The 21242-nt window shown below is 41.5% G+C and carries 19 protein-coding genes and 1 pseudogene; 4 read left to right on the forward strand and 16 right to left on the reverse strand.

The features are described from left to right. Positions 1 to 2: 2 nt before the first annotated feature. From B1201_RS08440 to B1201_RS08485, 10 genes and pseudogenes are all read right to left on the reverse strand, one after another. The gene (locus B1201_RS08440) at positions 3 to 869 is read right to left on the reverse strand and encodes a type II secretion system protein N (protein ID WP_078193121.1); all 867 of its coding nucleotides are present in this window, start codon (positions 867 to 869) and stop codon (positions 3 to 5) included. Next, positions 869 to 1612: a type II secretion system protein N gene (gene gspN / locus B1201_RS08445; protein WP_078193122.1), complete on the reverse strand. Its 744-nt coding sequence runs from the start codon at positions 1610 to 1612 to the stop codon at positions 869 to 871. The genes B1201_RS08440 and gspN overlap by 1 nt, the downstream gene beginning before the upstream one ends. 167 nt (positions 1613 to 1779) lie before the next feature. After that, entirely contained in the window at positions 1780 to 2106 is a 327-nt protein-coding gene (locus B1201_RS08450) for an H-NS family nucleoid-associated regulatory protein (RefSeq protein WP_078190459.1), read from the reverse strand. 142 nt (positions 2107 to 2248) lie between these two features. Further along, on the reverse strand, positions 2249 to 2680 hold the full coding sequence (locus B1201_RS08455; RefSeq protein ID WP_078193123.1) for an acyl-CoA thioesterase: 432 nt from the start codon (positions 2678 to 2680) through the stop codon (positions 2249 to 2251). A gap of 9 nt (positions 2681 to 2689) precedes the next feature. Then, entirely contained in the window at positions 2690 to 3883 is a 1194-nt protein-coding gene (locus tag B1201_RS08460) for a hypothetical protein (protein ID WP_078193124.1), read from the reverse strand. Positions 3884 to 3889: 6 nt separating this feature from the next. Beyond that, positions 3890 to 4732, reverse strand: coding sequence for a hypothetical protein (locus B1201_RS08465; RefSeq protein WP_078193125.1), 843 nt, complete (start codon positions 4730 to 4732; stop codon positions 3890 to 3892). Then, the gene (locus B1201_RS08470) at positions 4729 to 5508 is read right to left on the reverse strand and encodes a uroporphyrinogen-III synthase (RefSeq protein ID WP_078193126.1); all 780 of its coding nucleotides are present in this window, start codon (positions 5506 to 5508) and stop codon (positions 4729 to 4731) included. Before B1201_RS08470 ends, B1201_RS08465 begins: the two co-directional genes overlap by 4 nt. A gap of 3 nt (positions 5509 to 5511) precedes the next feature. After that, positions 5512 to 6429 carry a hydroxymethylbilane synthase gene (gene hemC / locus B1201_RS08475; protein WP_078193127.1) on the reverse strand — a complete coding sequence of 306 codons (918 nt, stop codon included), beginning with the start codon at positions 6427 to 6429 and terminating at the stop codon, positions 5512 to 5514. Between the two features lie 95 nt (positions 6430 to 6524). After that, the gene (locus tag B1201_RS08480; protein ID WP_078193128.1) at positions 6525 to 7265 is read right to left on the reverse strand and encodes a LytR/AlgR family response regulator transcription factor; all 741 of its coding nucleotides are present in this window, start codon (positions 7263 to 7265) and stop codon (positions 6525 to 6527) included. 53 nt (positions 7266 to 7318) lie between these two features. After that, positions 7319 to 8472, reverse strand: a pseudogene (locus tag B1201_RS08485) (sensor histidine kinase). On the opposite strand from B1201_RS08485, the gene argH reads away from it, so the two are divergent. After that, entirely contained in the window at positions 8463 to 9893 is a 1431-nt protein-coding gene (argH, locus tag B1201_RS08490; RefSeq protein WP_171263765.1) for an argininosuccinate lyase, read from the forward strand. The pseudogene B1201_RS08485 and the gene argH overlap by 10 nt on opposite strands. A gap of 27 nt (positions 9894 to 9920) precedes the next feature. Next, entirely contained in the window at positions 9921 to 10193 is a 273-nt protein-coding gene (locus tag B1201_RS08495) for an oxidative damage protection protein (RefSeq protein WP_078193129.1), read from the forward strand. A 748-nt stretch (positions 10194 to 10941) separates the two neighbouring features. Here B1201_RS08495 and pgsA read toward each other — a convergent pair. The 3 genes from pgsA to uvrC form a co-directional block, all read right to left on the reverse strand. After that, positions 10942 to 11529, reverse strand: a complete 588-nt coding sequence (pgsA, locus tag B1201_RS08500; RefSeq protein ID WP_078190467.1) for a CDP-diacylglycerol--glycerol-3-phosphate 3-phosphatidyltransferase — start codon at positions 11527 to 11529, stop codon at positions 10942 to 10944. Positions 11530 to 11633: 104 nt separating this feature from the next. Continuing rightward, complete coding sequence (locus tag B1201_RS08505) at positions 11634 to 12428, reverse strand: thioesterase family protein (protein WP_078193130.1); 795 nt, start codon at positions 12426 to 12428, stop codon at positions 11634 to 11636. Between the two features lie 136 nt (positions 12429 to 12564). Then, the gene (uvrC, locus tag B1201_RS08510; RefSeq protein WP_078193131.1) at positions 12565 to 14364 is read right to left on the reverse strand and encodes an excinuclease ABC subunit UvrC; all 1800 of its coding nucleotides are present in this window, start codon (positions 14362 to 14364) and stop codon (positions 12565 to 12567) included. A 178-nt stretch (positions 14365 to 14542) separates the two neighbouring features. Between uvrC and B1201_RS08515 the strand changes: the two genes are divergently transcribed. Next, positions 14543 to 15589, forward strand: coding sequence for an AAA family ATPase (locus B1201_RS08515; protein WP_078193132.1), 1047 nt, complete (start codon positions 14543 to 14545; stop codon positions 15587 to 15589). A gap of 53 nt (positions 15590 to 15642) precedes the next feature. On the opposite strand, the gene B1201_RS08520 is transcribed toward B1201_RS08515, so the two are convergent. From B1201_RS08520 to lpxO, 3 genes are all read right to left on the reverse strand, one after another. Beyond that, positions 15643 to 16056 (reverse strand): PH domain-containing protein, encoded by a 414-nt coding sequence (locus tag B1201_RS08520; RefSeq protein WP_078193308.1) that lies wholly within the window; start codon positions 16054 to 16056, stop codon positions 15643 to 15645. Positions 16057 to 16237: 181 nt separating this feature from the next. Then, positions 16238 to 17320 carry a diguanylate cyclase domain-containing protein gene (locus B1201_RS08525; RefSeq protein ID WP_078193133.1) on the reverse strand — a complete coding sequence of 361 codons (1083 nt, stop codon included), beginning with the start codon at positions 17318 to 17320 and terminating at the stop codon, positions 16238 to 16240. Positions 17321 to 17702: 382 nt separating this feature from the next. Beyond that, entirely contained in the window at positions 17703 to 18617 is a 915-nt protein-coding gene (lpxO, locus tag B1201_RS08535; RefSeq protein ID WP_078190472.1) for a lipid A hydroxylase LpxO, read from the reverse strand. A gap of 471 nt (positions 18618 to 19088) precedes the next feature. On the opposite strand from lpxO, the gene fadB reads away from it, so the two are divergent. Further along, positions 19089 to 21242 carry a fatty acid oxidation complex subunit alpha FadB gene (gene fadB / locus B1201_RS08540; RefSeq protein ID WP_078193135.1) on the forward strand — a complete coding sequence of 718 codons (2154 nt, stop codon included), beginning with the start codon at positions 19089 to 19091 and terminating at the stop codon, positions 21240 to 21242.

Genomic DNA, 21242 nt, shown 5'->3' on the forward strand with positions numbered 1-21242 from the left:
CACTAAAAATCCTGTTGTATGGTCATCACTTGATCACCACGTTTGACTTCAAGTTTCACCTGCCCTTCACGGCGGGCTTGTTCTAATAATTGCGCCTCAGATTGTCCTGCACCGACCGCCTGCCCATTTAAAGACATGATGCGGTCACCCGGCTGCAAACCCAATTTATTTCTTAAGGCTGCAGGTGTTCGATTTGAAACTTCAAACCCACCATTAACTGATGGATTTACCCCCATTTCCTGCATATATTGTTCACGATTTTCAGTCATGCGTTGTACGGCCTGACCAATCGCGGACTGCGTTGTGCTTTGCCCTAAATTTGCAGGATCAGTTGTATTTTGCATGCTGTTATTCTGCAAAGATCCGCCTGATGTTGCATTGGCTGTAGGGACAATCGGTTGATCTAATCCGTTTTCAATACCTTGGAACGCCAATTCACGCCGTGCACCATTACCCTGCGTTAAAATCACCTTATCCCAATAAACTTCAGCTAGTTGATATGATGAACCTTGAATGGTTTCTCCAACCAAGTAGCGATCTGAACTCTCATTGACCTTAATCACTGCCGACGAGTAGCGACTTGGCTGTCCAACCACCACACCTTGTAACACCATATTTAACTGCGCGTCAGCTGCTAAACTGCGATTTTCCTGAAACAAGGCAAAAGAACTAATATTAGGAACTTGCGTTTGCTGTGAACCCAATTCAACTCGGTCTAACTGCATGGCTTGTGGCGGTGCAATCAATAACCAAAATAAAGCGGCTAACTTCCAGCACAGGTACAAAATTATTAAAACCAAGACCACAGGTGCAAGTCGATCTGTTTGCTTCCAATTGATCTCGCGGATTTTTTCTAAATAGTCAGCCATCAGTTCACCCCACTCAATAGAGGTTGACGCGAACTAATCACATACGTATCTAATCCAGCCTTACCTTCATAGGAAGCAACATTCATCAAAAAGCGCTGGGTTAATTGCACATCCAACATGAGGTCTGGCTCAAGTGACAAATTTATCATTTTTTGTTCACGTTGATCTCGAACATCAATCGACAATTTGCCATTATCATCTTTTAATTGGGCCAACATGGCAGGCACATTCATTGACTCTTGACGCTGTGCAAAGCTAAAGGATAAATCCCCGCCTGCCCACTGCATCTCACCTGATGACTGACTAAATCCCTGTTGTGGCTTATATTTAAACTGCACATCTTTTAATTGAATGGCATTCGTTGGCCATTGCCAATCGGCAAAACTTTTTAAGGTTTCAGGGGCAATTTGACCCTCTAAGTTTTTGATGCTGATACTTTTGCCAAAACCATACCCCATCACACCTTGCAGTTTGGTATTGCCACTATGAATTTCAACATTTGCACCCAAGCGCAATAAAATCAAGTCCCACGGGCGCGTGTTCCAGTTTAACGAGCCTTTCAAATTTCCTCGTGTCCAATCTGCTTGCCCGTGCCAAATATTGCCACTGACGTTATGTAGCATTTGGTTATTTTTATAAAACTTTGTAATGAGCCACGCTGCTGGTACTTGCAGCATAACGAAAATTAAAAAACTGATCGCAGCAAAAATGAGCCACCGAATATTATTAGTTTTATTGATCATCCCACCACAACCGATCCATCAATTTTTTTCCATCATTTAAACATTTTTCTTTATAGACACATTATGCATACTTTTTCTGCATAGCCAATTCAAAGAGATAAAAAAACCAGGCATTTGCCTGGTTTAATTATCCTGAACTCAGGATATGACGATTTCATGAATTATTCTTAAATTAAGAAATCTTCTAGTTTCGCGCCTTTTTCCAACTCAGCCACTAACCAACGTGGTTGCTTACCACGACCAGTCCAAGTGTCATCTGCATTGGTTTTGCTACGGTAACGTGGCTCAACCGCTTTACGAGTTGATTTTTTACGTTTGCTTGAACCAAATTCAAGGATTTGTTCAACGCTTAAATCTAAATTTTCTGCAATTTCAACAATACGGTTGTACGCATCTTCAATCGCTTGATCTTTTTTAGATGCAATCAGTGCTTCAGCTTCTACTTGAAGCTTCTTTAACTCTTCAACTGATAAATTACTAATATCAGGCATAATCTTTAACTCCGAAATTTCATTTTAATAATGCTTATGAAAACTCGCTCATAATATTATAATAAAATTTTTATTCAATAAATAATTTTCATTTTACTACAATATTTTAACACGACTCCTTAAAATATATAAAGTTAAATTGTATTTAAATATTATTTCCCACTGAAATCTCTAAAGCTTTTATTTTAGTTTTTATACTTTCTGGAATTGAAGTTTTTTGTAGGGTAGTTTTATCCACGCACACAATAACTGCATCGCCTGTTGCAACGATTTTTTGTTGCTTTTCACTCCATAATATATAACTCATACGAAATGCACTATTCCTTAATTCTTCAACGCGCGTTGCCACTTTTAAAATATCAGGATAAACCACTGGGCTTAAATATTTACATTGGCTTGAAGCCACAACCGTAACCACAGACTGATTAAATATATCCAACTGATCTAAATAACCAATCCGCGCACTTTCCATATAACGATAATAATGCACGTTATTTACATGACCAAAAGCATCCATATCCCCCCAAGCGACGTGTTGAGTATGAACCAATGAATATTGAGCTAAATCTTCTTGCATATAATGTCCTTATATTCGAATTTCCATAAAATTGGCATTATTTTCAAATATTAAATTTAATTGTTTGATCAAGTCATCCTGCTGATTTAAGGCTGACTTGATGCGTAAATAACTCATTAATACATCATTTGGATATAATTCTAACAATGCATCTGCTTCAGCTTGACGTGCTGTCGCTTGGTAAATATTCCATTTTGCAAAACTAAAAACAGGCAGCGCAGGATACTTTTCTTCCCAACGTTGAATCTGCTGTTCTACAGCCACATAGTCAGGGTTTTGCTTCAGCATTTTTTGCTGGAACCACAAAAAGAACACTTCTTTGTTAAATTGCTGTTCCAGCAAATGAATGGCCAATTGCTCATGCTCCTGACTCATCTCTGGCATACGAGACAAGACTTTCAACCATAGCACCTTGACCGCATATTTACGCTCTGTGATTTGATCTTGCAAATCCAAATAACGCTGCTTTAAATGCTGTAAGTCATCGACATCAGCTTGATCAAATGCAGATAATAATTGTTCCAACCAAGCTTGTTTTGTCAGCTCATCTAAATGTCCATAACGTGTCGAACGCAAATACAACCAAGGAAACTGCAACGCAAACATGCCCCATAGCGTGGTTAGGCGCTGCTCATAGGCACTACTGACTTTTTGCAACCATGGCGATAGTTCATGTTGATTTAAAAATTCAAGATGCGTTAAAGCCTTTTCACCCTCTTGTTGGGATAAATAAATTTCAATCCGTTGCAATTCTGCAAGTTCAAAAGCCATTGGATTGGTCTGAGTTAATGCATTTAGTGCTGTTTCATATTGCTGCTGAATCCAATATAAACGCGCATCGATCACCCCTTTTAATAATCCAGACTCAGTAAAAGCTTGCTGAATAAAGTTTTTTTGATCTTGTGCAGCATTTAAAAGCCAAATGACAGCCAATTGCTCATAGGGATGTAGTTTATTAAAACTAAAGACCGTTTCAGATTTACGTTGTTCTCGACTTAAATAGCGTTTAACCGCATACCAAAGCATTTGCACGACTAAACTCAGTAATGCTAGCAATAATGCTAAAAACCAAATATTGGATTGAACTTGCCATTCACGCCAGTATAAATACACATAACCTGCACCATGTCCAAAACTCAGCAAACTAATAATGGCGACAACCAATAAACTAATAAATAAATAGGCCAATAAAATATGTTTCATAGTCGATTATCCTATGAGTGCCCGAGTATTTAACAGCGGTACAGAAATAACCGGAATGTCCTTTAATTGTTCTAAACGTTGGCGTATCAATTTTAATGAAGCATCTGGCAATTGCTGCATAATTTGCATAATTTCAGTGATTTCTTGTTGAAATTGAGGATATTGTCCTTGATTTAAAACCTGCTGAGCCAAAATTAAACGTAACTGCATTTCTTTTAATACCAAGCTACGCTGCATTAATACGGGACTCGGTTGTTCGACTGATTCGACTTGAATCCATTTTTGCCAAAAAGAAAGACCTTTTTGCTGCTCTTTTGAACTATAGGGCTTTAATATTTCTTTTTCTAACAATTGATCGATCGATTGCAGAGTATTTTTCACTTTATCAGACTGCAACTGACGCTCTGTCACATATTGCTTTAAGGTTTCACGGTCTTTTTGAATTACCTGATGCAAACTCATGCGCAGTGCAGGTGCCAAGCTCAACTGATCTAATTGTTGATCTAATTGGTTTAATTTTTCCAAGGCGACAGCAAATTGTTGTTGCTGCATGGCAAATTCAACCAAATCAAGTTGCTGGTCCACAACCAACATCGGCTCAATACTATGGGTCGCCTCAGCAGCAATCGAAGCATTCGATGTCTTTGCAGCCGACATCTCGGTCGTTGTGCCGCTCAACTGACGTTTCAAAGCCACGACCTGATCATTCAAACCTGCATTGCGCTGTTGCAATAAAGTTTGTTGTTGCATCAGTTCGGTTTGTTGAGCATTGACCTGAAACAAATCAAAACTGAGTTTAGCCAACCAAAGTACGGCGACAATGACCACAACGACAAACAACTTCTTCATGTATTTCCCTGCACGACTTGCACATGCTGCAATATGTGTGTCGCGTTTAAATCTTCGAGTTGAATAATTTTAAAATCTTTGTTCAGTGTTATACGACTTTGCTCAAGTAGCTCGAACAACCTTACACCTAAAACTAAAAAATGTGCATGACTCAGCACTGATAAATGCGACTGAATCAGGTCAAGCCAATTGAGCCAACTGGCCTCACTGGTGATCAACATACAATATGGAGATGACAACTGATGTTCAGAAATGAGTGTTTTTACTTTTTGAGTGGTCTCTTCCGGTAGATGCCGTTCGTATAGCACAAAATTGAGAACCTGAATGCCACGTGCTAGCAACTGCTGCATCATAAATTGACGACCGCCTTCACCGCGCCAAAATGCAACGCAAGCCCCGGCCTCTAATTGTTCTAAATGGCTTAAGGTGAGCATTCCCTCCGAGGTTTCCACCTGCGGTACGACACTGTGAATGCCATAATCAGCTAGCTTTGCTGCGGTTGCATCACCGACTGCAACCCATTGAATATGTTCAAGCTGATCAAGTAAAATGCCTGCCTTACGCAAACCCTGCATACCAAAGGTGACCGCAGATGGGCTCACCACAACCAATACATCCGCAGCACTCAACTGGGCGTAGCACGCTGCCAATGCTTCTGACCATGCCCGTGGCTTGAGCTCAAGTAATGGAAGCTCAGCCACAGCAACACCCGCAGAGCGCAGCGTCAAGCTAAGCTGCGTTGCACGATCTGCTGGACGTGTATTGATAAAAAGCATGTATTAATACAGTGCCTTTAAAATTTCACCTGCACCTTGGGCTAACAAGTCTTGTGCCAATTTGACACCGAGCTGTTCAGCTTGTTCAGGAAGACCTACTTGCTGTGCTTTCAACAAGGTTTGACCGTCAACACTACCGACACGACCTTCCAAATGAATCTGACCATTTTCTAAGGTTGCATAACCTGCAATCGGTACTTGGCAGCCACCTTCTAGATATGCATTAAATGCACGTTCTGCGCGTACACAGGCATTGGTCTCTGTATGCATTAAGGGCAAAATTAAATCCAATACAGTTTGATCTTGGCTACGACATTCTAGGCCCAATGCACCTTGGCCAACTGCAGGTAAACTCACAACAGGCTCAAGAGTATGACGAATACGCTCTGCTAAACCCAGACGCTTCAACCCTGCACTGGCCAAAATAATCGCATCATAGTTACCCGCATCGAGTTTAGATAAACGCGTACCCACATTGCCACGCAGATCAATAATCTCAAGATCAGGACGTTGTTTTAAAATTTGGCATTTGCGGCGCAAGCTCGACGTTCCCACCTTCGCACCCTGTGGCAACTCATCAAAACTGTTATAGGTATTTGAAACGAAAGCATCTAATGGATCTTCACGCTCACAAATCACGGCCAAGCTTAAACCTTCAGGCAATGCCATCGGCACATCTTTCATCGAATGAACTGCTAAGTCTGCACGACCATCCAACAACGCCGCTTCTAATTCTTTTACAAATAATCCTTTTCCCCCAATTTTGGCTAAAGGGGTATCTAGAATCTTGTCACCTTGAGTCACAAAGGTCACCAACTCAACTTTCAAATTTGCATGAAGTGCTTCTAAGCGTGCACGAATATGTTCCGCCTGCCAAAGTGCAAGCGGGCTTTGTCGAGTTGCGATCTTAAGGATATTCATAAATTTTAAAATACAGTCTATAGGGCTATTATTCTAAACTTAACTTGCTCAGTTGAAAATGCAAGCTTAATTCGCAATGTGCTTTAACCCTTGCCCTATAATTTTTGTATTCGCTCGCGTAAATTCGGTAAATGCCGACGGCTGACCGACAAGCGCTCGTCTAAATCTCGACAACGCACTTGATATTGCCCTGAGCTTACAACCTCTAAACCATCTAAAAAGCTCACAGACACCAAGGCATTACGATGGATGCGTATAAAGCGATCACCAAATTCATGCTCTAAATCTTTCAGCGTTTCATCAATGAGTACGCTGCCATTTTTGTGCCGAACAGTGACATATTTCTGATCTGCAAGAAAATAGTAAATATTTTCCACAGGTACCAACTCTACACCACGATAGGTCTTTGCCGCGATTTGATGGCGGCTGATTTTAATTTCGTCCATATTTTCTTTTTGTTTTATCGTGCTCAATTGAGCTTGGGTTAATTTAGTTAAATGATCTAAAACCTGCTGCAATTCCTGTTGCATAACCGGTTTTAGTAAATATCCCTCTGCATTCGATTTAAATGCATCAAGTGCATGATGATCATATGCAGTGCAAAAAATAATAGCGGGCATGGGGTCTAATTCACGCAACAATTTCGCGCAAGTCAACCCATCCATTTCAGGCATTTGTATATCTAGTAAGATGACATCAGGCTCGAGGCTTTGAGCCAAGTCAATCGCTTGTTGACCATGTGAAGCTTTCGCAACCACTTGATGTCCAAGTTGAGTGACTAAACGTGACAATCGCTCTACTGCTAGAGGCTCATCATCACAGATTAGGATGTCCATTTCTCCTCCTTATCTCGTTAACGTCATTTATTTTTATTGGTCAACTGAGATTTCTATTTATATTGATATTGCACCACAGTCGTATACATTCCCTCGCCTGCGTAGGTTTGAAAAGTGACATGCTGACCAAAATATGCCTCAAGTCGCTGTTTCACGTTTTCGATGGCAATACCATTCCCCTGACGTAATTTAATTGTATCCTGTGTATAGGGATTTGTAATAACGATATTAATTTGATTTTGTAATATTTCAATCAATATATTTATCGTACTCTTTGTCAAAATCTTTTCAACTCCATGAAAAATACTATTTTCTAATAAAGGTTGTAAAGTTAATAGTGGAATTTGTACTTGAGCGTATTGTTCAATACCTTCTAGTTTCCACTCCACCTTAAGCCGATCACCTAAACGCATTTGTTCAATGGCCAAATAACGCTGACACAGATCGATCTCATCTTTGAGGCTTACCAACTTCAATTCTTGAAAACTTGCACGGAACAATCGAGATAAATTCAGTAGCATTTGCTCCGCTTTATCTGGGTCAATCGCAATCAAGCTAATCACATTGTTTAAGCTATTAAATAAAAAATGTGGATGAATCCGAGCTTGCATAGCCTGAATGCGTGAGTTTAATTCACTATGATGTTGTCGACCCCACTGTTCTCTTAAATATAAATATCGAAAACAAAATGCCCCAAGTAATACCCCATAGCTCAGATTTAAAACCACGCCAGCAGTTAAAACGTCTACACTCAAGCCAGCTAAACTGAAATTTTCACCCAAATAGATCAAAACATTTAAAGGTATGGTGGTGAATAACACCAAAGCTTGCAATAAAACAAACCCGCTAAACATGAGCATTTTCATGCTTAAACCACGCGTCTTGCTCTGCAAAAGCTCTGAAAATGCTGCAAATGCCAATAAAATCCAGTTAATAAACAACACATGCTGCATGACACTGGAAACACTTAAGGCATGCCACGATTGAGCTTGGGCCAAGGCCAAGACCAAAGCCACAATATTGCCCGCAAGAAACAGCTCCCACAGATAGTGCCAGCGGCCCATTTTTCCTGAAAATACAGAAATTGTCATAGACCTAAACCCTGTCTAAAAGTTTGATCAACTTGCCCTTCGGCAACTGGGTTCGAATTTGCTATACTCTTGCTCAGTTCTATGCTTTTTATCTTATTGAGCCGACATGACCACATCTTCTAATTCCTCAAATCCGTCACAAGCCCAAACTTCAGGCATGTGGGGCGGTCGTTTTTCCGAAGCTACTGACGCTTTTGTTGCTGAATTTACAGCATCTGTACAGTTTGACCAACGCTTTTATAAACAAGATATTGCAGGTTCAATTGCACATGCAACCATGCTTGCAAAAGTTGGCGTTCTAACTGAACAAGAGCGTGACGATATTATTAATGGCTTAAACACCATTAAAGCAGAAATTGAAGCGGGTAACTTCGAATGGCGCATTGACCTAGAAGATGTGCACATGAATATTGAGTCACGCTTGACTCAACGTATTGGTATTACAGGTAAAAAACTACACACCGGTCGTAGTCGTAATGACCAAGTTGCAACCGATATCCGTCTGTATGTTCGCGACGAAATCGATGCGATTTTAGAATTATTGAAAAAATTACAAAAAGGCATCCTAGGCTTAGCGGCGAAAAATACCAATACCATCATGCCGGGCTTCACGCATTTACAAACTGCACAGCCAGTGACTTTTGGTCACCATTTAATGGCATGGTTTGAAATGCTGGTACGTGACTCAGAACGTTTAATTGACTGCCGTAAACGTGTAAATCGCCTACCTTTAGGCTCTGCTGCACTTGCAGGTACAACCTATCCAATCGAACGTGCGTATACAGCAGAACTCTTAGGTTTCGAAGCTGTCTGTGAAAATTCATTGGACGCCGTGTCTGATCGTGATTTTGGTATTGAATTCAATGCTGCAGCATCGCTGATCATGATGCATTTATCACGTATGTCAGAAGAAATGATTCTTTGGACATCGGCACAATTCAAATTTGTGAACATTCCTGACCGTTTTTGCACTGGCTCTTCAATCATGCCGCAAAAGAAAAACCCAGACGTTCCTGAGTTGATCCGTGGTAAAACTGGCCGTGTATATGGTGACTTGATGAGCCTATTGACCCTGATGAAAGGTCAACCATTGGCATACAACAAAGACAACCAAGAAGATAAAGAACCGCTATTCGATGCAATCGATACTGTTCGTGGCTCACTCATGGCATTTGCCGACATGATCCCTGCACTAGTACCAAACATTGACATCATGCGTGAAGCAGCTCTTCGTGGCTTCTCAACTGCAACTGACCTTGCCGACTACCTCGTTAAAAATGGCGTGGCATTCCGTGATGCACATGAGATTGTGGGTAAAGCAGTTGCTCTCGGTGTTCAAGAAGGCAAAGACCTTTCAGAATTAACCCTTGAGCAACTTCAACAGTTCTCTGACTTGATTCAAGCGGATGTCTTCGAAAAAGCTTTAACACTCGAAGCATCTGTCAATGCACGTAACCACATTGGTGGTACTGCACCTGCTCAAGTTGAAGCAGCAATTGAACGCGCGCATGCACGTTTAGAAAAACTTTACGCATAACTTTTTCAAGTTAAATGGAGTATTGATATGTCTCGACAAGTTTTTTGCCGTAAATATCAGGCTGAAATGGAAGGTTTAGACTTTGCACCATTCCCGGGTGCAAAGGGACAAGAATTGTTTGATACGGTATCTAAACAAGCTTGGCAAGAATGGCTAAAACACCAAACTACGTTGATCAATGAAAAACGTTTAAACGTGTTTGAAGCTGACGCGAAAAAGTTCCTTGAAGAGCAACGTGAAAAATTCTTCAGCAATGATGAATCTTTAGAAAAAGCCGAAGGCCTAAAGCCTGAGGCGTGATAAAGCGGAGCACTGCTCCGCCACGCCGCAAGACAAGCAGCTATGCTGTGCGTAGGCTTTAATTGAAAAGAATCTCCAATCTTGGGGATTCTTTTTTATTGCTCTAAAAATTACGCAAGACAAGCGAAGCGCTTAGCTTCAAATGTCATGAAGGAGTCCAAAGGGGCTCCTTTTTTTGTGCTTCGGAGCACTGCTATTTTCGCAAAACAAAGATGACGTCTGTGTAAGCTTTCATTGGGAAATGATCTTCATCATTGCTGAAATATCTTTTATCCATTGATCAATTTTATTTAAACTTAAATAAATGTATTTATTATTTAAATAATGTTAAATGTATTTTTATCATCACATATATCGATTTTCATTGTTTAAATCCAAACAAAACCTACCAAAGTTATCGGCCAATTTGTATCAAAAATTCTTAATGTAAATTTGTGATACATTTCTCAATAAAACACAACATTACACTACAATAAACTCCATGTATTTCTAAATCTGCTTTCCTATAATAGCAATCAAGAAGATGGAAACATCTTCCATAATAGCGATAAGTAACCCCGATTTTCCTTCCCAGATTTCCCCCAAAATCTGGGAATTTTTTTATCCAAAATTTGCGCCAACGTCTCACATTTAACTTCAAGCTCTAATCAAATGAAGCGCTGTTCAAACTAGTCAAACCCTCAATTTTTTCTAAAAACTCGGCAATAAAAAAGCCCCGATCACGGAGCTTTTAATAACTTACTTTAAATCAAGGTTGCTTTAAATACGGCCATGCGGCTTTCAAATATATAAACATCGACCATAACGTTAAAACTACGGCTGTATAGAGCAATCCATACGCCAACATTTCTAGAGGTTGCCAATTCAGCAAGAATACTGAAATCGCAATCATCTGAAATGCTGTTTTATATTTACCAACGGTTGAAACCGCAACACTGGTACGTGCGCCTAATTCAGCCATCCACTCACGTAGCGCAGACACCGTGATTTCACGTGAAATAATTACAATCGCTGCAAAGGCCATCGAAATGGTCGGTTGCCATTGCACCAAGACGATCAACGCAGTTGCGACCATCAGTTTATCTGCAACAGGATCGAGAAAACGCCCAAATGCTGAAGTCTGATTTAAACTTCTCGCAAGGTAGCCATCAAACCAGTCCGTGACAGCTGCGATCACAAAAATAGCGGTCAGCAATATATGACGTGACATGCTTGCAGCATGCTCACCCACGCCCATTGCAGGTGGCCAGTACGCCACCAACAAAAACACAGGAATTAAAGCAATTCGTGCCAATGTTAAAATATTAGGAATATTCAGGATTCGACCTGTTGTCATAGACACCCCAGTTTTCCCCTCATGCACGATGAAAATGCAAAATAATTTGAGGATTTATCCATCGTTAGTTGCACTCACTTTATACGAAATGCCCCTCAGTGTCACTAGGCAAACACCGTAACAGTCTGTCGCGCAATCGCTATCAACTGGTTATTTTCATCCCATAAATGAGCATATTCTGTAGCGTATCCATCCGCTGCATAATCGGTAAATACTTTATATTTAAACCAATTATGCAAGCTTGATTGCAAGGGATGTACATAAGTCAATGTCCACGTTAAAGAACTCGCAGGTGCCATGGTTTTGTACATAGGCAGTACACCGGGCGGCCACATATCCATCGAGACCAGTAAATCAGCGACGGTCATCTTACGGTTATCATGGCGTTCTGGATTAAAACGCATCCAACCACTAAAGTCAGGCTTTTGACTTGCTGTACACGGATACTGCCCATCTACCCAGGCCAAATCCATTTGCTGAAAGCACTGGGGTGCAAGTGGATGATGTTCGGCTATCTTTAAGCTGCTCACTTCAGGAAAATCGGGTGCTTGACGCTCCTGATTGACGACAATGCTTGATTCACGTGGAACACCAAAGCTCGCCAATAAAATGCTTTGTACGGCATCATCTTGCCAAAGTCGAACTTCAATGGTGGTGACGGATTTGCCCTGTCTTAAAATTTCCGCACTTAAACGCACGGGCGCCAATTGTACTGGCCCAACAAAGGTCACATTACAACTGAGTAAACGTCGCTGCGGATCTGCAATGAGGGCAACGGCTTTGTGCATCATCATGCCAGCCACTAAGCCGCCATAGATCGTACGTCCTTGCAACCATCCTTCTGGAATCTCAACCCATTCATTGTGTTCAATATGTTGATACAACTGCGCGAGTGACATCATCATCCCTGATCATATTTTTGATTTTTATATCATTGTATAAAAATCAAATGATGTGAATGATCAGTGACTCATGCGTCAATGAGCATTTTGGCAAATTCAGACTTGATGCGTCATCGATTGAACTTAGTTCGCTCTATTCATGCAGGATTTTATAAATGGTGCGCGCCATCACATCGCCTAATCCCGGTACAAGTTTTAAATCATTTTCAGAAGCCTTCAACACCCCTTGAATGCCACCAAAATGGGTCAGAAGATCCCGACGACGTTTTGGCCCTAAGCCCGGGATCACCTCAAGTACCGAAGAGCCGCGCTTTTTATCTCGTTTCGCTCGGTGTTTGGTAATGGCAAAGCGGTGGGCTTCATCACGAACCTGTTGAATCAAATGCAGGGCTTTATGGTCTTCGGGCAATTGGATTTTTTCACCATCGGTAAAGTGCAATGTTTCCAGACCCGGTTTACGCCCCTCACCTTTGGACACCCCGACCATAAAGGCGTCAAGCTCGAGTTCTTGCATGACTTCCATCGCCATGTGTAATTGACCTTTACCCCCGTCAATTAGTAGCAAATCGGGCAGCATATGCTTTTTATAGCGGCGGGTCAGCGCTTGACGCATTGCAGCATAATCATCGCCTTCGGTAATGTCATTGATGGAAAATTGGCGATAGTCGCGCTTTCTTGCACCGCCAGCATCAAAGACCACACAAGACGCGATAGTTGCCTCACCCATAGTGTGAGAAATATCAAAACACTCAATACTGTCAATCGGCCGCCCAACGACTTGCTCTAACTGATGAAAGCGCTCATTCAATTCAAAATGATCAGCCAATTTACCTTTAATGGCGTGTTGCACATTCATTTGTGCAAGCTCTTGCCACTCTGCACGGGTTTCACGCACTTTATGTTTGATTTGAATTTTTTTATCAAAGTGCTGATGTAGTGCATCTTCCATGTCTTTGCGATCTGGAATATCGACATTGATGATGAGTTCAGTTGGAATCTCATCTGCAACTTGAAAGTAGAAATTGGCAATGAAGTCCGAGAGCATTTGACCTAGATCATCACCCTGCATATCAGGGAAATAACTCTTTCCGCCGAGCATTTTGCCATTGCGCACATGCATGATTTGCACACAGGTCACACCGGCTTGATAAGCAATGGCAATGATATCAGCCTCACCTTTGACTTTATAAATCGCTTGCTGAGTTTGCACATCACGCAGCAGCGCCATACGATCACGATAAAACACCGCCTTTTCAAACTCGAGTGCTTCGGCCGCAGCTTCCATTTTCCCAATCAGCTCTTGATTAAGCTCTTTAGTGTCGCCTTGTAAAAACCGAATCGAGTTATTGACATCTTCTTTGTAATCTTCGGGTGAGATCAAACCCACACAAGGCGCGGAACAGCGTTTAATTTGGTATTGCAAGCATGGTCGTTTGCGCTGCGAAAAATAGCTATTTTCACACTGACGCACATTAAACAGTTTTTGCAGCACCACCAACGTATCACGCGCGTTATAAGCACTCGGATAAGGTCCAAAAAACTTACCAGCTTGATGCTTACCTTTCCCACGTCCTGCGGCAATTCGCGGATAGGGTTTATCGGCAGAGATAAAAATATAAACATAAGACTTATCATCACGCAGCATGATGTTATACGGCGGACGATGCAACTTAATCAGGTTTTGTTCGAGCAATAGGGCTTCCGTTTCAGAACGCACCACCAAACTTTCAATATCATAAATACGGGCAACCAAAGCCTGCGTCTTGGGATGCTCAATAGTTTTCACAAAATAACTCGACACACGATTTTTTAAATTCTTTGCTTTACCCACGTACAGCAACTCACCGTCTTTACCCAGCATGCGGTAAACACCGGGTAGAGTCGTCATATTGGCAAGAATTTTTTCAATATGTTCGCGTGCGTTTTCGTTCACTTTTGCCTTGTTCCGTCTTCGATATTGCTCTTTGACATGATGTGATGCTTTTACCTACATTTTCAAGCAATCCCGCAAATTTATTGTTGCTCATAGCAATGATCTGATTGCTAAAAGCTATTAATGCAAAATTCTAAATTTGCTATGCTCAAAACATCACGCTTTAGGAACATGATGCATGACGAACGCCAATCCCGCCATCCATGTCGTACACCCGACAACTTCGACGCAGAGCACTGCTGAAAAAAACCGTTTGATGGGTAAGCCGCGTTTTCATTTTGAACCGCATGACGTTATGCAACGCTTAAAGCAACGGATCATTGGACAAGAAGCAGCATTAGACGAAATTGAAAAAATGCTGCATGTGGTCAAGGCTGATTTTTCCAGTCCTGAACGACCGCTCTCCGTAACCTTAATGCTTGGACCGACAGGTGTTGGTAAAACCGAAACTGTGCGTTTAATCAGTGAAGTGATTTATGGCCGACCTGATGCCTTTTGCCGTATTGATATGAACACGCTCGCACAGGAACATTATGCGGCTGCCATTACTGGTGCGCCTCCGGGCTATGTCGGTTCTAAAGAAGGTCATAGTTTATTTGATGAAGTTGCCATTGCAGGTAGTCATACCCGTCCGGGCATCGTGCTTTTTGATGAACTGGAAAAAGCGTCAACCGAAGTGCTTCGCGGCTTAATGAATGTGCTAGATAGCGGAAAATTAACCCTAACCTCAGGTACAAAAACCATCGACTTTCGTAATTGTATGATCTTTATGACCAGCAATGTAGGTGCACAAGCGGCACAGCAATATCTAGATAAGTTAAATTTTTTACCCGAAAAAATACAGAAGGTTTGTCTCAAACGCGTGCCGGTCAGCAGCATTATTGAAAAAGTCATGCAACGTAAATTCGACCCTGAATTTATTAACCGTATTGACCGTGTACTGCAATATCAACCCGTTCAAGATGATGCCTTGCCCCGTTTGGTGGAGATTGAACTGGAAAAACTTAATCAACGCCTACAACATCAAAAACGCAGTATCAAACTCACAGATGCAGCCAAAGCACATTTTTATCAGAACCATGATATTCAGTATGGCGCACGGCATTTAGCACGAAAAATGCGGGTCGAGCTTGAGCCTATTTTGGCGGTGTATTTTTTGAATCATCCCGAACGAACTAAAATACACCTAGATGCACAACTTGGACAATTGGTTATTATTAAATAATTCACTGGTCTTTAAAAGGCATGCTCACATACCTTTATGCAGCATTCTTATATTTATTGGATTGGAACACCAATCGCTTTAGCAAAAGCTTGCGGATCTTTCGGTGAAACCATGACGAATTTGCGTTGTCCATTCTGTATATATTCAATTTTTAACCGTTTAATGGAAAGCGCAGGTGCCGCAGACAAATCCTGACTTGCACTGATGCGTTGGATATCCTGCAAAGGAATCTGCCAACGTAGAAACATGCTACGGATATTTAATTCTGTAGCGGAAATTTGATAACGTGTATTGAATATTGGCCACCACAGCAATAACACCGTCAAAATATACACCGCGGTATGAAGAGGATATTGTTGCATCGTGCCTTTGGCATGCATGGTGAGTAATAATTGAATGAGTAAACCGCTCATACAAACAATAAACGCCACCACCCACCAATCTTTTTTTGAACGAAAAACTTGCATCTTATCCCCCATCAACTGCTTTTATTCTATACAAGATTTTGAAGGATGCATCTGCTATTTCAGCTTTTATTTTTGCAGGAAATAAGCGTATTTATCACATTATTTTCAAGAATATAGAGATCCATTTAGCTCAAGTTTCGCTATTCATCTATTGTTATTTTTGGCGTTCTTTAAGCTCGGATCACGCTTCTTTCGGAAAGGGTTGTTCCTGCAAACGTTTATAATTCTTTTTCTCTTGATACATTTTAGCATCGGCTTGTTGTACCAAGCTCATGGCATCTACATAGCCTTGTTGATGGTCTGTTTGGCACAGCCCAATACTCAAACTCAAGCCACTTTCCATTTCTTCCACGGTTTCAAGTAATCGCGGGATAAAACTCCCTTCCACATGCTTTTCACTGCAACCAGGCAAGACCAAACAAAATTCGTCTCCGCCATAACGGAAGCAATGATCATCTAAACGTGCAACCGACTTTATGGCCGCAGCAACCGTTTGTAGTACCTGATCTCCACGTGGATGACCTTGTTCATCATTGATCTTTTTAAAATCATTGATATCAATAAACACTACTGTTACGGGTTCATGATTACGCTGTGCGGTATATAAAATACTGGTCAATAAGGTCGATAAATGCCGGACATTTAACAGTCCTGTTAATGGATCGCGCTGTGAAAGTTCTTCCATTTCTTGTGCACGAAACTCTAGCGCATGCGCATACTGTTCCATTTTTTCACGGGAGACCTTCACCTCATTAATCAAACTCCATACATAGGTTTCCACCACCAATGTAGTGTCGAACATAAAGAGCTTTTCCAAGGTGTTAATAATCCGCTGATACTGTTCCGTATCATTAAAGGTACGCTGAATTAAGCGGAACAACATAGTCTTTAGGGTATGCACCGCAGAGAGATACAATTTCGGCTCTACACCTATACGCTTATGAACCAAACCAATCCGTAAACGGTTATTCACATAAGCGCTGTCATAGCGTCCCGAAAATAAGTCCAATAAATACTGGTGCTGCGCGCGTTGCAAACGCTTCAAGGTATCAAGATCACCAATCAAAGTGGCAATTTCTGGAATTGAGGTCTGATTTTCATAAAATTCATCGACCATACTGTCGAGTATTGGCGCCACAATTCCACCAATCGAAGCCAGTTCCGCCAGCTCTAAATCAGTCAAGCCAAGCAACTGTTTACGTCGTTCTATATCTTGCATCGAAATATGCATTTGATGCATCAATGTTTGGTTGGTTGCTTTCATGAATCGGATACCCTTCCCGCCAAATCAATCCCTTCAGGCGTTTACACAGGGTTTCTATGCAGTAGGTCTTCATGCCTGCATGCAAAGCTTCCACCGTTTTCACCCTTGGGTTTTGGCTATCATTGATGATGACGCTTTTCTTTCAGCTCAACGGTTTTGCATGGGCTTAAGTTCGGACGTCAACATCATATTCCTCGTCTATTGGCTCATTTTTTCTGGCTTATTCTGATTCTGGCTTATTTTGGCTAACACGATTCCTGTATTTAGCTGATTTGCTCTGCATAATTATTTTTATTCTGCTTCCACGATAACTGATATTTCACTGACTGTCAGCATAAAAAAACGCCCCTAAGGGCGCATTTTTTCGATATTTATTACACTTTTAAAATAAATATGGACGTACAAAAATCAGGAAGAACAGCCCCAACATCAGGAACCACTTTAAAAAGTAATACAGTGAACGATTGGTTTTTTTCAAGGCTTTGGCTTTTATGCGAATTTGATAGACATAGCCAAATACTTTATTTAAACCACCTGTTTTATCACCGCTTTCATTCGGTGAACTTGCAGCAGTCATGACATTTTTACCAAACCAATGGTTAAAAGCTTCCATCCACTTTGACTTTAATGGCCGTTCAACATCTGCAAAGAAAATGATCCGGTTCTGATCCGTTTTATTTTCAGCATAGTGAATATAAGTTTCATCAAACACCACACTCTCGCCGTCACGCCATGAGTACCGCTGACCATCGACATCAATAAAACAACGGTCATCATTGGGCGTCAGTAAGCCCAAGTGATAACGCAATGAACCTGCATAGGGGTCACGATGACGAACTAAACGACTGTCGGGCGCCAACTCAGTAAACATCGCGGCTTTAATAGTGGGTAAATTTTTTAACAAGGCCGTAGTTTTTGGGCAAAGTTCAGCAGCCGAAGGATGGGCTGAGTCATACCATTTTAAATAAAAGCGTTTCCAACCTGTTTTAAAGAACGAGTTAAATCCAAGATCATCATAAGTACTCGATGCTTTGATGCCCCCTTTTTCATACAAGGCCTTGGCTTCATCACGAATCATTTCCCAGTTTTCATCTAAGACTTTTAAATCTTTAAAATGCTGCGTGTCGATATAGGGTTGACTCGGCACTTTTGAAAACATGTACATGAGAAAATTGATCGGTGCGAGCAATGTCGAATGATCAAAAAACTGACGATAAAATGAATGACGGACTTTACCGCGTTGCTGAATATAAAACGCAGAAATGACAAAGACCGCCAGGATAATCCACTTAATCATATGAGGACCTGGTGCTAATAAGCATTGTGCTTAATGAAAAATTAACTTTTGAGAACGCGGCGAGTATAGCATAGTGCTCAGTGATGCCTAAATAAGCAGCATAGAACACTGTGTCTCAGCAAAGATGGATGACAATGTTAAAAGTGAATTGACCATTCTGCCGAAAAATACACTTGTTTTTTTCTTGAATTTTTCATTCGCATCTCAATCTATAGCTTACATTTATAAAAAAATGTGAACTGAAACATAAGCTTCAACATATTTAATTAGAGCGATAGCGTTTAAAGGCAGATCCAAAGTCTATTTCCAAAAGAAATTTTGATGACCCTAGCGTCACGGCTTGATACAACTTGTTATGTTCTTTTTAGATATAGTTATCGTAAGATTAGCGAGGCATAAAGTGTACGCAGGAACCGCGTACTCGCTTCACAACATCAACTTAGAAGTCCTCCAAAATAAAGGAGATCAGGCATGATCCACGCTGGCAATGCCATTACCGTCCAAATGCTTTCGGACGGAATTGCAGAATTCCGCTTTGACTTACAAGGTGAGTCGGTCAACAAGTTTAACCGCGCAACAATTGAAGATTTTAAAGCTGCAATTGACGCTGTTAAAGCAAACGGTGACATCAAAGGTTTAATCGTTACTTCAGGTAAATCTACATTTATCGTGGGTGCAGATATCACTGAATTCGGTGACAACTTCGCTCAAGGCGAACAAGCGATTGTGGATTGGGCATTGCCTGTTCACGACATCTTCAATGCGTTTGAAGATCTAAACGTTCCTAAAGTTGCTGCAATCAATGGTATGGCATTGGGCGGCGGTTTTGAAATGTGCTTAGTGTGTGACTATCGTGTGATGTCAGATGCTGCACAAGTTGGCCTTCCAGAAATCAAACTGGGTATCTACCCTGGTTTTGGTGGTACGGTTCGTTTAAGCCGCGTGATTGGTATCGACAATGCGGTTGAATGGATGGCAATGGCTGCACCGAAAAAGCCGGCTGCTGCGCTCAAAGACGGTGCTGTTGATGCAGTTGTTGCTGCAGACAAACTACAAGACGCTGCAATTGACCTTGTGAAACAAGCAATTGCTGGCCGTGTAGACTGGAAAGCAAAACGCCAAGAAAAATTAGATCCTGTTAAATTGAACATGCTTGAACAAATGATGGCATTCAATACAGCGAAAGGTGCAGTGCTTGCAAAAGCAAATCCTGCTCAATACCCAGCGCCAAAACTTCTTCTAGACTCATTACAAGCAGGTGCAAGCCTTCCACGTGATGAAGCATTGAAAATCGAAGCGCAAGGTTTTGCTAAAGCGGCTGTGACTCCACAAGCAGGTGCGTTAATTGGTTTATTCCTTAACGACCAAATTGTGAAGAAAACTTCGAAGAAATATGAAAAAGGTGCTCACCCTGTCAACCAAGCAGCTGTATTAGGCGCGGGTATCATGGGTGGTGGTATTGCTTACCAAGCAGCAAGCAAAGGCACACCAATCATCATGAAAGACATTGGTAACCCACAATTGGCGTTAGGTATGTCTGAAGCGAACAAATTGTTGACTAAACAAGTTGATCGCAAAAAAATGACTGCGGCGAAAATGGGTGAAACTCTTGCGCGCATCCGTCCGACTTTAAGCTATGATGAGTTTAAAGAAGTGGACATCGTGATTGAAGCAGTAACGGAAAACCCGAAAGTTAAGGGTATCGTACTTGCTGAAACTGAAAAAAATGTTCGTGAAAACACGATCATTGCGTCTAACACGTCAACCATTTCAATCACACGTTTGGCTGAAAACCTACAACGTCCTGAAAACTTCGTAGGTATGCACTTCTTTAACCCAGTTCACATGATGCCATTGGTAGAAGTGATCCGCGGTGAAAAGACTTCTGCTGAAGCGATTGCAACGACTGTAGTTCTTGCTCAAAAAATGGGTAAAACCCCAATCGTTGTCAATGACTGCCCGGGCTTCCTTGTAAACCGCGTATTGTTCCCTTACTTCGGTGCATTTGACCTTCTACTGAAAGACGGTGCTGACTTCCAGCAAGTTGATAAAGTGATGGAAAAATTCGGCTGGCCAATGGGTCCTGCTTACCTCATCGACGTTGTGGGTATCGACACAGGCGTACACGGTGCGGAAGTAATGGCGGAAGGTTTCCCTGACCGCATGAAGCCAGACTACAAAGGCGCAACTTTAACCATGTACGAAAACAAACGTCTTGGTCAAAAGAACGACGTTGGTTTCTACAAATACGAACTTGACCGTAAAGGTAAGAAAGCCAAAGTGGTTGATCCTGTGGCTTACGAACTTGTGGCTTCTGTTGCAACTGCGGAAAAACGTGAATTTGATGCTCAAGAAATCATTGACCGTATGATGCTGACGTTCTGTAACGAAACTGTTCGTTGCCTAGAAGACAACATCGTAGCGACTGCTGCTGAAGCAGATATGGCGATGATCATGGGTGTAGGTTTCCCTCCATTCCGTGGTGGTCCATGCCGTTACATCGACCAAACAGGTGTCGCTGAATACGTAGCGCTTTGCGACAAATATGCGTATTTAGGTAAGGCTTATGAAGCGCCACAAATGTTGCGTGACATGGCTGCTAACAACAAAAAATTCTACGGTTAA

This window comes from Acinetobacter sp. ANC 5600, assembly GCF_002018395.1.
GTDB classification, from domain to species: domain Bacteria; phylum Pseudomonadota; class Gammaproteobacteria; order Pseudomonadales; family Moraxellaceae; genus Acinetobacter; species Acinetobacter amyesii.